The organism is Pseudomonas sp. GW821-FHT09C08 (genome assembly GCF_059418125.1).
This window is the reverse complement of the sequence record NZ_JBWKPG010000004.1, coordinates 134796-147035: the sequence shown is the minus strand read 5'-3', so window position 1 is coordinate 147035 and position 12240 is coordinate 134796. Positions and strand designations below refer to the sequence as shown.

General features: G+C 61.8%; 10 protein-coding genes, 1 tRNA gene and 1 riboswitch. Of the genes, 1 reads left to right on the top strand and 10 read right to left on the bottom strand.

The genetic code is table 11. From position 1 onward, the window contains the following. Window positions 1–110: 110 nt before the first annotated feature. The 5 genes from AC07OJ_RS15285 to ltaE form a co-directional block, all read right to left on the bottom strand. Window positions 111–201: transfer RNA gene (locus tag AC07OJ_RS15285), tRNA-Ser, on the bottom strand. A 62-nt stretch (window positions 202–263) separates the two neighbouring features. Continuing rightward, window positions 264–452, bottom strand: coding sequence for a carbon storage regulator CsrA (gene csrA, locus AC07OJ_RS15280; RefSeq protein WP_003175645.1), 189 nt, complete (start codon window positions 450–452; stop codon window positions 264–266). A gap of 174 nt (window positions 453–626) precedes the next feature. After that, window positions 627–1868 (bottom strand): aspartate kinase, encoded by a 1242-nt coding sequence (locus AC07OJ_RS15275; RefSeq protein WP_065909223.1) that lies wholly within the window; start codon window positions 1866–1868, stop codon window positions 627–629. A gap of 95 nt (window positions 1869–1963) precedes the next feature. Beyond that, on the bottom strand, window positions 1964–4582 hold the full coding sequence (alaS, locus tag AC07OJ_RS15270) for an alanine--tRNA ligase (protein ID WP_495094749.1): 2619 nt from the start codon (window positions 4580–4582) through the stop codon (window positions 1964–1966). 146 nt (window positions 4583–4728) lie between these two features. Then, window positions 4729–5733, bottom strand: a complete 1005-nt coding sequence (ltaE, locus tag AC07OJ_RS15265; RefSeq protein ID WP_106802841.1) for a low-specificity L-threonine aldolase — start codon at window positions 5731–5733, stop codon at window positions 4729–4731. A gap of 191 nt (window positions 5734–5924) precedes the next feature. Beyond that, window positions 5925–6094, top strand: a riboswitch (FMN riboswitch). 113 nt (window positions 6095–6207) lie between these two features. Between ltaE and AC07OJ_RS15260 the strand changes: the two genes are divergently transcribed. After that, on the top strand, window positions 6208–6717 hold the full coding sequence (locus tag AC07OJ_RS15260) for a 6,7-dimethyl-8-ribityllumazine synthase (RefSeq protein ID WP_003233516.1): 510 nt from the start codon (window positions 6208–6210) through the stop codon (window positions 6715–6717). A gap of 162 nt (window positions 6718–6879) precedes the next feature. Here the strand turns inward: AC07OJ_RS15260 and astE are convergent, their stop codons facing one another. The 5 genes from astE to astA all read right to left on the bottom strand — a co-directional run bounded on the left by astE (window position 6880) and on the right by astA (window position 12239). Further along, entirely contained in the window at window positions 6880–7884 is a 1005-nt protein-coding gene (gene astE / locus AC07OJ_RS15255) for a succinylglutamate desuccinylase (RefSeq protein WP_282396686.1), read from the bottom strand. An 11-nt stretch (window positions 7885–7895) separates the two neighbouring features. Beyond that, window positions 7896–8186: a hypothetical protein gene (locus tag AC07OJ_RS15250; RefSeq protein WP_003214319.1), complete on the bottom strand. Its 291-nt coding sequence runs from the start codon at window positions 8184–8186 to the stop codon at window positions 7896–7898. Window positions 8187–8224: 38 nt separating this feature from the next. Continuing rightward, a complete protein-coding gene (astB, locus tag AC07OJ_RS15245; protein ID WP_495094748.1) occupies window positions 8225–9571 on the bottom strand; it encodes an N-succinylarginine dihydrolase in 1347 nt (448 codons plus the stop codon). A gap of 176 nt (window positions 9572–9747) precedes the next feature. Further along, window positions 9748–11214, bottom strand: coding sequence for a succinylglutamate-semialdehyde dehydrogenase (gene astD, locus AC07OJ_RS15240; protein ID WP_065909214.1), 1467 nt, complete (start codon window positions 11212–11214; stop codon window positions 9748–9750). Beyond that, entirely contained in the window at window positions 11214–12239 is a 1026-nt protein-coding gene (gene astA, locus AC07OJ_RS15235; RefSeq protein ID WP_065909213.1) for an arginine N-succinyltransferase, read from the bottom strand. The genes astD and astA overlap by 1 nt, the downstream gene beginning before the upstream one ends. Between the last annotated feature and the right edge of the window lies 1 nt (window position 12240).

Genomic DNA, 12240 nt, shown 5'->3' with positions numbered 1-12240 from the left:
GCATTTGTTGCCGCGCATTATAGGCCGTTCAATCTCTATGTAAAGCTATTTTTTCGTTTAGTTTCAACAACTTAGCGAAAAAACCAGATTGCAACGTACTAAGCAAATAATGGCGGAGAACGGGGGATTCGAACCCCCGACACCCTTTTGAGGTGTACTCCCTTAGCAGGGGAGCGCCTTCGGCCACTCGGCCAGCTCTCCGCAACACGGGGCGTATATTAACCACGTTCATCCCCGTTTGCAAACATAAAAAACGATAAAAATTAAAGGCTTGGTTCTTCGTCCTTCTCTTTCTTGATCCGCAGGTAAATTTCCTCGCGGTGTACCGCTACCTCTTTCGGAGCGTTAACCCCGATACGCACTTGATTGCCTTTGACGCCGAGCACGGTCACGGTGATTTCGCCATCACCGATAATCAGGCTTTCTGCGCACCGACGAGTCAGAATCAGCATACCTTTCTCCTCACGCATTTCAGTTCAGGAACAACAGTCTGCAAAAAAAAGGCGTTCGACCTACGACCTGACAGCCATAGCCCTAACGACCTAAGTATTGTCGAGCGCACACAAAAGACCATGCGCCCTACAAAAAAATGAAAGGCGCGGTAACCGCGCCTTCCTGGCATTGCATCACTCGCCCTGTCGGGCCGGAGCATCCAGCTCAAAAGCGGTGTGCAGCGCGCGTACAGCCAGTTCCAGATACTTCTCTTCGATCACCACCGAGACTTTGATTTCCGAGGTGGAGATCATCTGGATGTTGATGCTTTCCTTGGCCAGGGCCTCGAACATGCGGCTGGCAACGCCGGCATGGGAACGCATGCCCACGCCCACGATCGACACCTTGGCAATCTTGGTATCGCCAACCACTTCGCGAGCGCCAATCTCTTTGGCCGTGTTCTGCAGGATCCGCTCCGCCGCATCGTACTCGTTGCGGTGCACGGTGAACGTGAAATCGGTGGTGTTATCGTGCGAAACGTTCTGCACGATCATGTCGACTTCAATGTTCGCGCCGCTGATAGGGCCCAGGATCTTGAATGCCACGCCCGGGGTGTCTGGCACGCCACGGATCGTCAGCTTGGCTTCATCGCGGTTGAAAGCGATGCCGGAAATGATCGGCTGTTCCATGGATTCCTCTTCATCAATAGTAATGAGGGTGCCCGGACCCTCTTTGAAGCTGTGCAATACGCGCAGCGGAACGTTGTACTTGCCGGCGAATTCCACCGCACGGATCTGCAGCACCTTGGAACCGAGGCTGGCCATTTCCAGCATCTCTTCGAAGGTGATCTTGTCCAGGCGCTGGGCCACGGACACCACACGCGGGTCGGTGGTATAGACGCCATCCACATCGGTGTAGATCTGGCACTCATCGGCCTTCAGGGCCGCTGCCAGCGCCACGCCGGTAGTGTCCGAACCGCCACGCCCGAGGGTGGTGATGTTGCCCTGCTCGTCCACACCCTGGAAGCCCGCTACAACTACCACGCGGCCGGCTTTCAGATCACTGCGGATTTTCTGATCGTCAATCTGCAGGATGCGCGCCTTGGTGTGCGCGCTGTCGGTGAGGATGCGCACCTGGCTGCCCGTGTAGGACACCGCTGGCACGCCACGCTTGTTCAGCGCCATGGCCAACAGGGCAATGGTCACCTGCTCGCCGGTGGACACGATCACATCCAGCTCACGCGGCAGCGGTTGCTGGTCGCCGCTGATTGCCTTGGCCAGATCGATCAGGCGATTGGTCTCGCCGCTCATGGCCGACAGCACCACCACCAGGTCATCGCCGGCGTCGCGGAATTTCTTAACCTTGTCGGCCACCTGCTCGATTCTTTCGACAGAGCCGACCGAGGTGCCTCCAAATTTCTGTACGATCAAAGCCATTTCCAAGCCGCCTCAGCCCGTAAAGGGGCGCCTATTATCCAATCCATCCGCACTGCACCCGCCCGCGACTAGACCACGGGCGGGTTAACAGCGCCTTAAATACCTGCCTCGACAAACGGCACGGTCAGGGCCAGGGCCGCGCCCAGGGCACCGGCGTCTACACCACCGCCTTGCGCCATGTCCGGACGACCACCGCCCTTCCCGCCCACTGCCGCGGCGGCTTGCTTCATCAAATCACCGGCCTTGAGTTGGCCAGTCAGGTCCTTGGTTACACCGGCAACCAGAACGACCTTATCCTCATGGACACTGCCGAGCAGGATCACTGCGCGGCCGAGCTTGTTCTTCAACTGATCGACCAGCGCCAACAGCGCCTTGCCGTCCTGACCGTCCAGGCGTGCGGCCAGCACTTTCACATCCTTGACGTCCACGGCGGCGGCCGACAGATCGTCGCCCGCGGCACTGGCGGCCTTGGCCTGCAACTGCTCCAGCTGTTTCTCCAGCGCACGGTTGCGCTCCAGCACGGCGGACAGCTTGTCGATCAGGTTGTCGCGGCTGCCCTTGACCAGGGTGGCCGCTTCCTTGAGTTGTTCTTCAGCCGCATTGAGGTAGGCCAGGGCCGCAGCACCGGTTACCGCCTCGATGCGGCGCACGCCCGAGGCCACGCCGCCTTCGCTGATGATTTTCAGCAGGCCGATGTCGCCGGTACGGTTGGCGTGGATACCGCCACACAGTTCCACCGAGAAACTGCCGCCCATACTCAGCACGCGCACGTTGTCGCCGTACTTCTCGCCGAACAGCGCCATGGCGCCCTTGGCCTTGGCGGTCTCGATGTCGGTTTCTTCGGTTTCCACCGGGCTGTTCTTGCGAATCTCGGCGTTGACGATGTCTTCCAGGGCCTTGATCTGCTCAGGCTTGATCGCTTCAAAGTGGCTGAAGTCGAAGCGCAGGCGCTGACTGTCGACCAGCGAACCCTTCTGCTGAACGTGCTCGCCCAATACCTGGCGCAGCGCGGCGTGCAGCAGGTGGGTCGCCGAGTGGTTCAACGAGGTCGCGTGGCGCACGTCGGCGTCCACCTGGGTCTCCACCGGCGCACCGACGGTCAGGTTGCCCGAGGCCAGTACACCGTGGTGCAGGAAGGCACCGCCAGTCTTGGTGGTGTCACGCACGTCAAAACGGCCGTTCGCCGCGTTGAGGAAACCGCAGTCGCCAATCTGGCCACCGGATTCGGCGTAGAACGGCGTCTGGTCGAGTACGACCACGCCCTCGTCACCTTCATTCAACACGTCGACCGACTGGCCTTCCTTATAGAGGGCAACCACTTTGGCCGCGCCACTGGTGGCCTTGTAGCCGGTGAATTCGGTGGCCACGTCAACCTTGACCAGGCTGTTGTAGTCCATGCCGAACGAGCTGGCGGAACGTGCACGCACACGCTGGGCTTCCATCTCGCGCTCGAAACCTGCCTCGTCGAGGGTCAGGTTGCGCTCACGGGCGATGTCGCCGGTCAGGTCCATCGGGAAACCGTAGGTGTCGTAGAGCTTGAACACCACGTCGCCCGGCACCACGGTGCCCTGCAGGTTGGCGAGGTCTTGCTCGAGGATTTTCAGGCCCTGCTCCAGGGTCTTGGCGAATTGCTCTTCTTCGGCCTTGAGCACGCGCTCGATGTGCGCCTGGTTCTGCTTGAGTTCCGGGAACGCATCGCCCATCTCGGCGACCAGGGCCGCGACGATCTGATAGAAGAAGCTGCCGCTGGCGCCCAACTTGTTGCCGTGACGGCAGGCGCGACGAATGATGCGACGCAGCACGTAGCCACGGCCTTCGTTGGACGGCAGCACGCCGTCGGCAATCAGGAAGCCGCAGGAACGGATATGGTCAGCCACCACTTTGAGCGATGCCTGCTCTTCATTGGCGCAACCGATTGCCTTGGCGGCGGCCGCCAGCAGGCTCTGGAACAGGTCGATTTCGTAGTTGGAATGAACGTGCTGCATCACCGCACTGATCCGCTCCAGGCCCATGCCGGTGTCTACCGACGGCGCTGGCAGCGGATGCAACACGCCGTCGGCGGTGCGGTTGAACTGCATGAACACGTTGTTCCATATCTCGATGTAACGGTCGCCATCTTCTTCTGGCGAGCCCGGTGGGCCACCCCAGATGTCGGCGCCGTGGTCGTAGAAGATCTCGGTGCAGGGGCCGCACGGGCCGGTATCGCCCATGGTCCAGAAGTTGTCGGAGGCGTACGGTGCGCCTTTGTTGTCGCCGATACGCACCATGCGCTCGGGCGGTACGCCGACTTCCTTGGTCCAGATGTCGTAGGCTTCGTCATCGCTGGCGTAGACGGTGACCCAGAGCTTTTCCTTCGGCAGTTTCAGCACGCCGGTGAGGAAGGTCCAGGCGAAGTTGATCGCGTCTTGCTTGAAATAATCGCCAAAGCTGAAGTTGCCGAGCATTTCGAAAAAGGTGTGGTGACGGGCGGTGTAGCCGACGTTTTCCAGGTCGTTGTGCTTACCACCGGCGCGCACGCACTTCTGGCTGCTGACGGCGCGGGTGTAGGCGCGCTTTTCCTGGCCCAGGAAGCAGTCCTTGAACTGGTTCATCCCCGCGTTAGTGAACAGCAGGGTGGGGTCATTGCCTGGGATCAAGGAGCTGGAGGCGACACGGGTGTGACCTTGCTCTTCGAAGAAGCGAAGGAAGGCTTCACGGATTTCTGCGCTTTTCATTAGGTTCTTCCACGGAGGCTGCGGCCAAAGGCCAGTGCGCAACATCATCAGACGAAGCGACGGCAAAGGGCCGCATTATATCGGCCCTTTGCCGGTGGTACAGCGTGTTTATGCGATAGAGCGGCTCAATTAGACGGTCTGCACGGTCATTTGCGTGAGAATTCGACGAATGTCTCCAGCACTTGCTCGATCTGCGCCCGGCTGACGTCCAGGTGCGTGACCATACGCAAGCGCGGTGCGGCGCTCAATTTGATCCCGCGCTCGGCGGCAAACGCCTTCAAGGCCTGGGCGCGATCGCCGATCTGCACGTAGACCATGTTGGTCTGCACCGGCTCCACTGCGTAACCGGCGTTGCGCAACGCCTCTCCCAGCCACTGGGCATTGGCGTGGTCGTCGGCCAGGCGTTCTACCTGGTGATCCAGGGCATACAGCCCTGCCGCCGCCAGTGAGCCGGCCTGGCGCATGCCGCCGCCGACCATCTTGCGCAGGCGCCGGGCCTTGGCGATCAGCGCCGTGGAACCGCACAACACCGAGCCGATCGGCGCGCCAAGGCCCTTGGACAGGCACACCGACACCGAATCGAAATGCTGGGCGATCTCGCGCGCATCCACCCCAAGCTTGACGGCCGCGTTGTACAGGCGCGCGCCGTCCAGATGCAGCGCCAGGCCGTGTTCGCGGGTAAACGCCCGCGCTTTCGCCAGGTACGCCAGCGGCAGCACCTTGCCTTGCATGGTGTTTTCCAAGGCCAACAGCCGGGTGCGCGCGAAGTGGAAATCGTCGGGCTTGATCGCTTCCAGCACCTGGGCAAGGTCCAGCGAGCCGTCCGCCTGCACTTCCAGCGGCTGCGGCTGGATCGAACCGAGCACGGCGGCGCCACCGCCTTCGTATTTGTAGGTGTGGGCCTGCTGACCGACGATGTATTCCTCGCCGCGTTCACAGTGGGCCATCAACGCCAGCAGGTTGCTCATGGTGCCGGTGGGCACGAACAACGCCGCGGCAAACCCCAGGCGCTTGGCCAGTTCGGCTTCCAGGCGATTGACGCTGGGGTCTTCACCGTAGACGTCGTCGCCACTGACGGCATGGGCCATCGCGTCGAGCATGCCGGGGGTGGGTTGGGTCACGGTGTCGCTGCGCAGGTCGATCACAGACATGAAGCACGCCTCTCAAGGGTTGAGTAAGTTCCTTTTGTGGGTGATTACTGCGGGCAAAGCCGCGGAATATCAAGCCCCATGCGTCTTCAATCGAATACCAACCAAACAAACCGATATAGCTTATCGACACGGCAATCGTGCAGTTTCTGAAAAACCATGTTAAAAACTCTCCGCCGCCAGGGTTCTGGCGGCAACGTTCTCAGGGCGGGGTGCAATTCCCCACCGGCGGTAATTGCACGCAATGTGCATAGCCCGCGAGCGCTTGGCGCCTCGAACTGCTCACGCAGGACGGCGACAAGGTCAGCAGACCCGGTGTGATCCCGGGGCCGACGGTCATAGTCCGGATGAAGAGAGAACGGGATTGGCACCTGAGGGCCGAACGCTGACCGCATGCCTGCATGCCGCAGCCGTCCGTACCCTTAAATCCCATTCGATTCATAACGCCCTGTTTTTTTCTTAAACAGGAGTCAGAACATGCAACCCACCGCTATCGACAGCAAAAGCAAAAACCATCACGGCGAGCGCGTCGCGTTTATCCAGGCCTGCTGGCACAAGGATATTGTCGACCAATCGCGCAAAGGCTTCCTCGCCGAAATGATCGCCCAGGGCTACCAGGAATCGGATATCGATTTCTTCGAAGTCGGCGGCGCCTTTGAAATGCCCCTGCACGCCAAGCTGCTGGCCAAGACCGGCCGCTACGCCGGTATCGTTGCCGCTGCGCTGGTGGTGGACGGCGGCATCTACCGTCACGAGTTCGTCGCCCAGTCAGTGGTCAGCGGCCTGATGCAAGTGCAGCTGGAAACCGAAGTGCCGGTGTTCTCGGTCTCCCTGACCCCGCACCACTTCCACGCGGGCAGCGAGCACCACACCTTCTTCTACGAGCACTTCGTGCACAAGGGCCAGGAAGCCGCACGTACCTGCGCCGACACCCTGCACAAAGTACGCGCGATCCGCCGCAGCGAGCCGCGTGCCGTAGCCGTCTAAGCCACACCCTAGCCCAGCCTCAGCGCTGGGCTTGTCTGGGAGCTGGCTTGTGTGGGAGCTGGCTTGCCTGCGATAGGATCAACTCGGTCTGCCAGTTGGACCGAGTTAACCCGATCGCAGGCAAGCCAGCTCCTGCATTTGGATCCCGGCAAGCCTCGGGATTCAGGCCAGGCCCGCATCCGTGGTCGGCACAATCAATATCCCTGCCCGCAAACCATTCTTCACCTTCGGATTGGGGAAGATGATACGCGCGCCCTCCTCCTCGATGATCCAACGAGTCTTGGCCACGTCCTCGGCCAGCAGATACCCCTTCGCCAACGGCGAAAAGTTCTCCACGTCCGCCGGCAAGTGCAGCAGGAAGGCATCGCTGTGCTTGATCACTTCGCGCGACACCGCGAACAGCTGCAGGCCGTCGAGGCTGTCGGTCTCGGGCTCATTGCCCTCGATGATCTGCTTCAGGCGTGTCTCCAGGCGGGACACGTCCACGCCCTGGTTCTGCCCGAACGGCCGCGCCTTGCCCAATTCCAGGGTGAAGGCTTCGGCGTCCAGTTGCTCGTAGGTAAATGCGGTGAAAGTGATCGAAGTCTTGTTCTGCAGCAGCACCGCCTGCATGCCGGCAGCGTTGAGGCGCGCCAGCTCATGACGTGAATGCTGGCGCCCGTCCTTCCACGGGTACAGGGCAAACTGCTCGATCTTCGAGCCGCGAATGGCGGTGTGCAGGTCGTAATGCAGGCGTGAACGGCCGGGCTGGTTGAAGAAGCTGCGGGCCAGTTGCTCAAGCTCGGCAGCACGCATGGCTTCCGGGCCGATGTTTTGCTCATGGCGGCCGTTGAACAGCCGGTTGACGTCCAGTTCGAGGTAACGCTCACCGCGACGCATGGCCTCGGGGTTGCCGAAGAGGAACAGAATACGGGTGCGGGGCTTGATCTCCCCGCGGGCGATGCCATGCAACAGGCGGTCGAGCAGTTCGATCGGCGCGGTTTCGTTGCCATGGATGCCCGACGACAGCAGCAAGTCGCTGCCGTTGTCCTTCGCTTGCGGTGGACGCACTTCGAGCGCGCCCTCGCTGAGCCAGCGCATCTGCACGCCGTCGACAGTCAGTTGAATTTTTTGCGCCGGTTCACGACCGGCGAGGGTCAGTTCAAGCAGTTTGCCGAGGGCGAGCATACGCAGCTTCCTTAGTGGTTGCAGCCAGGGCCGTGGACGTGATCGTCGTCATCACCTTCAACGTCGGCCGGTTCCATTTCCAGTTGCAGGCTCATCAGGTTGGTGGCCAGCGGACGCATCAGCAGGTTGGCGTACTCTGCGTCGCCTTCTTCCACGTCCACACCGATCAGCAGTTGGCCACGGCCGTCGTGCTGGATCCAGATTTCCTTGCCCTGCCAGACCACGGCGACGCGGGTGCAGGAGGTTTCCAGCTGGGTGCCGTCGGTGTCTTCAAGAATCAGTTTCAGGGTGTCGGTGGTCATAAAGTAGCTCTCGGCATTGGGCGTAAAAGAAGGTGGCGTTAATTGATCTGGAAAGGATAAACCGCGCCCAGTTTAAGGATTTGCGTCAGTTCATCCAATGCCGTCCGGCACTCCAGCAACAATTGCGGGTCAGCCAGGTCGGTTTCGCGCAGGCTGTCGCGGTAGTGCTTGTTCACCCATTGGGTCAGGGTGTCGTACAACGGCGCGGTCATGATAACGCCTGGGTTCACCGCCGCCAGCTCGGTTTCATTCAACGCCACGCGCAAGCGCAGGCAGGCCGGGCCACCGCCGTTCTGCATGCTCTGCTTGAGGTCGAAGACCTTCACTTCGCGGATCAGCCCACCTGACGCCGTGAGGTTTTGCAGGTACTGCCACACGCGTTCGTTGGCACGGCACTCTTCCGGCACGATCAGCAGCATCGAACCGTCGCCGCGGGTCAGCAACTGGCTGTTGAACAGGTAGGAACGCACCGCGTCCTCGACGCTGACCTGGGCGCGCGGCACGCAGACCGACTGGAAGTTGCCGCCCAACTTGCCCAACTTGCCTTGCAGTTCGCCAAGCATCTGCTCGGTATTGAGGAAGGCATCCTCGTGATAGAACAGCACCTCGCCGTTACCCACCGCGATCACGTCGTTGTGGAACACGCCGGCATCGATCACCGCCGGGTTCTGCTGGGCGTAGACCACGCCTTCATCCTTCAGGCCGTGCAGGCGTGCAACCGCCTGGGAGGCTTCGAGGGTCTGGCGCGCCGGGTACTTCTGCGGGGCCGGGTAACGGGTGTCGAACGCACTGCGGCCGAACACGAAAAACTCCACGCCGGCTTCGCCATACTCACGGCAGAAACGCGTGTGGTTGGCCGCGCCTTCGTCGCCGAACTGCGCCACCGCCGGCAGCGCGGCGTGATGGGCGAAGTGTTGCGCATCGGCAAACATCGCCCCCAGCACGCGGCTGGTGGTCGGGTGTTCGATGCTGCGGTGGTACTTGCAGTTGAGGTTGGCGGCGGTGAAATGCACGCGGCCATCCGCCGTGTCGGCGCTCGGGCTGACGGTGGCGGCGTTGGCCACCCACATGCTCGACGCCGAGCAACTGGCGACCAGCAGCGGCATCGCGTGCTTGGCGGCCTGCTGGATAACCTGGGCGTCGGTGCCGCTGAACCCCAGGTTGCGCAAGGCGGCCACGTCAGGACGTTCCTGCGGCGCCAGCACCCCTTGCACAAAGCCCATGTCCATCAGGGCCTTCATTTTCTGCAGGCCCTGCAACGCCGCTTCCTTCGGGTTCGAAGACTGCTGGCTGTTGCTCTGGGACGCGACGTTGCCGTAGGACAAACCGCCGTAGTTATGGGTCGGCCCCACTAGACCGTCAAAATTGACTTCATAGGATTTCATCGGCGAGGCTCCACGAACATCTGTATTTTTATAGGCATCAAGTGCAGATCTGTATCTGTTAACCCGATCAAGTGTCGGAGCTGGCTTGCCTGCGATGCGGGCAACTCGGTCATGCAGATACACCGAGGTGATGCCTTCGCAGGCAAGCCAGCTCCCACATTAGATCGGTGTCACTTTCACTTAAGCGTTACGCCTGGGGTCAGCGACGCAGGCAACACCAGGCTCGGGGTCTCAAGGGAGGCCACCGGGTACGCGCAATAGTCTGCCGCGTAATACGCACTGGCGCGGTGGTTGCCCGACGCCCCTACCCCGCCGAACGGCGCGGTGCTGGCGGCGCCGGTCAGCTGTTTGTTCCAGTTGACGATACCGGCGCGGCTTTCCAGCCAGAACTGCTGGTAGCGCGCTTCGGAATCCGACAACAGACCAGCGGCCAGGCCGTACTGGGTGTTGTTGGCCTCGGCAATCGCGCCAGCAAAATCAGCGTAGCGGATCACCTGCAACAGCGGGCCGAACAGTTCTTCATCCTCGCGTTCGGTCACGCCTGTCACGTCGATGATGCCCGGCGTCAGCAGTGCAGCCTGATCCTGGGGCTGAGTCATTTCCAGCAGCGCCACGGCGCCATTAGCCAACATCAGTTCCTGGGCGTCCATCAAGGCTTTCGCTGCGCCCAGGGAGATGACCGAGCCCATGAACGGCGCCGGCTGCTGATCGAACGCGCCGACGGCAATCGTCGAGCTGACGGCCACCAACCGCGCCAACAGGGCATCGCCCCAGGCACCTTCCGGCACCAGCAGGCGACGCGCACAGGTGCAGCGCTGGCCGGCCGAGATGAACGCCGACTGGATAATGGTGTAGACCGCCGCATCGACGTCGGCCACTTCGTCGACCACCAGCGGGTTGTTGCCGCCCATTTCCAGCGCCAGGATCTTGTCCGGGCGCCCGGAGAACTGCTGGTGCAGGTGATTGCCGGTGCGGCTGGAACCGGTAAAGAACAGGCCGTCGATCCCCGGGTTGGCCGCCAGGGCGATCCCGGTTTCGCGTGCGCCCTGCAGCAGGTTCAACACGCCTGCCGGCAGGCCGGCGTCGATCCAGCACTGCACCGTCAGCTCGGCGACTTTCGGGGTCAGCTCGCTCGGCTTGAACAGCACGGTATTGCCCGCCAGCAGCGCCGGGACGATATGCCCGTTCGGCAAGTGCCCCGGGAAGTTGTAGGGGCCGAACACCGCCACCACGCCATGCGGCTTGTGTCGCAGCACAGCGGTGGCGTCGCCCAGCGGGCCGCTCTTCTCGCCGGTACGCTCGCGGTAGCTTTGCACCGAGATCGCGATCTTGTTGGCCATGCTGGTGACTTCAGTGGCCGATTCCCACAACGGCTTGCCGGTTTCCTCACCGATACAGCGGGCGATTTCGTCGGCGCGGCTTTTCAGGGTCGCGGCGAAGGCCTCGAGCACGCTGATGCGTTCTTCCAGCGGACGCCGGGCCCAGCCCGGAAATGCCTGGCGCGCAGCCTGCACGGCAGACTCGACCTGCTCGGCGGTAGCGCCATTGCCGGCCCACAGCACTTGCTGGGTCACCGGGTTCCGCGATTCAAACAGTTCACCCTGGCCGGCCAGCCAGCTACCTGCGATATACAGCGAATTCATTACTTGGACTCCCGGGCAGCAGACAACGGAACAGCACGTACTTGATCACCCACCACCAGTTGCAGGCGCTTGGCGGTCTGCGGATCGACCACCAGCGTACCTGCCGCCAGACGGGCCGGAGCGGCGGTGATGCGGCACTCCTCGCGCTTGCGGTTATGAATCAGGAACGGCGTGGCGTCGTCACCCGGCGTGCCGATGGCCAACACCAGCGACTGGCTGTCGCGCACGGCACGGATCTTGGTGGTCTCACACTCCACCGCCGGGCCGGCGTCGAAGATATCGACATAGCCCTGGTAGCTGAAACCCTCGCTCTTGAGCATGCTCAACGCCGGTTCGGTATCGGGGTGAACCTTACCGATCACGTTGCGTGCGTCCTCGGAAAGGAAGCAGCTGTACAGCGGAAATTTCGGCATCAGCTCGGCGATAAAGGCCTTGTTGCCCACGCCGGTAAGGTAGTCGGCCTGGCTGAATTCCATCTTGAAGAAGTGCCGGCCCAGGCTCTCCCAGAACGGCGAACGCCCGGCATCGTTGGACACGCCGCGCATCTCGGCAATAATCTTGTTGCCGAACAGCTGTGGGAATTCGGCGATAAACAGCAGGCGCGCCTTGGCCAGCATGCGGCCGTTGAGGCCGTTGCGGTAATCCGCGTGCAGGAACAACGAGCACAGCTCGGAGTTGCCGGTGAGGTCGTTGGCCAGAAACAGCGTCGGAATCTCACGGTAGATATTCAGTTCCTGGGATGCACTGACGGTCAGGCCGACCCGGAAGTTGTACCAGGGCTCGCGCAGGCCGACTGCGCCGGCGATGGCGGAAATACCCACCACGCGGCCTTCGTCGTTTTCGAGCACGAACAGGTAGTCGGCATCGCCGCGCCCGGCGTCGCCGCGAAAGGTTTTTTCCGCCCAGCCAACCCGGTGGGTCAGGCGCTCTTCGTTGGCCGGCAAGGTGGTGAGGCCGGTGCCGGTGCTGCGCGCCAGATCAATCAGGGCCGGTAAATCGCTGCTGCGTACGGGACGAACGATCATG

Coding starts and splice junctions, on each gene's coding strand:
- csrA (WP_003175645.1), bottom strand. CDS start 452: ATGCTGATTCTGACTCGTCGGTGCGCAGAAAGCCTGATTATCGGTGAT.
- AC07OJ_RS15275 (WP_065909223.1), bottom strand. CDS start 1,868: ATGGCTTTGATCGTACAGAAATTTGGAGGCACCTCGGTCGGCTCTGTC.
- alaS (WP_495094749.1), bottom strand. CDS start 4,582: ATGAAAAGCGCAGAAATCCGTGAAGCCTTCCTTCGCTTCTTCGAAGAG.
- ltaE (WP_106802841.1), bottom strand. CDS start 5,733: ATGTCTGTGATCGACCTGCGCAGCGACACCGTGACCCAACCCACCCCC.
- AC07OJ_RS15260 (WP_003233516.1), top strand. CDS start 6,208: ATGCAACCCACCGCTATCGACAGCAAAAGCAAAAACCATCACGGCGAG.
- astE (WP_282396686.1), bottom strand. CDS start 7,884: ATGCTCGCCCTCGGCAAACTGCTTGAACTGACCCTCGCCGGTCGTGAA.
- AC07OJ_RS15250 (WP_003214319.1), bottom strand. CDS start 8,186: ATGACCACCGACACCCTGAAACTGATTCTTGAAGACACCGACGGCACC.
- astB (WP_495094748.1), bottom strand. CDS start 9,571: ATGAAATCCTATGAAGTCAATTTTGACGGTCTAGTGGGGCCGACCCAT.
- astD (WP_065909214.1), bottom strand. CDS start 11,214: ATGAATTCGCTGTATATCGCAGGTAGCTGGCTGGCCGGCCAGGGTGAA.
- astA (WP_065909213.1), bottom strand. CDS start 12,239: ATGATCGTTCGTCCCGTACGCAGCAGCGATTTACCGGCCCTGATTGAT.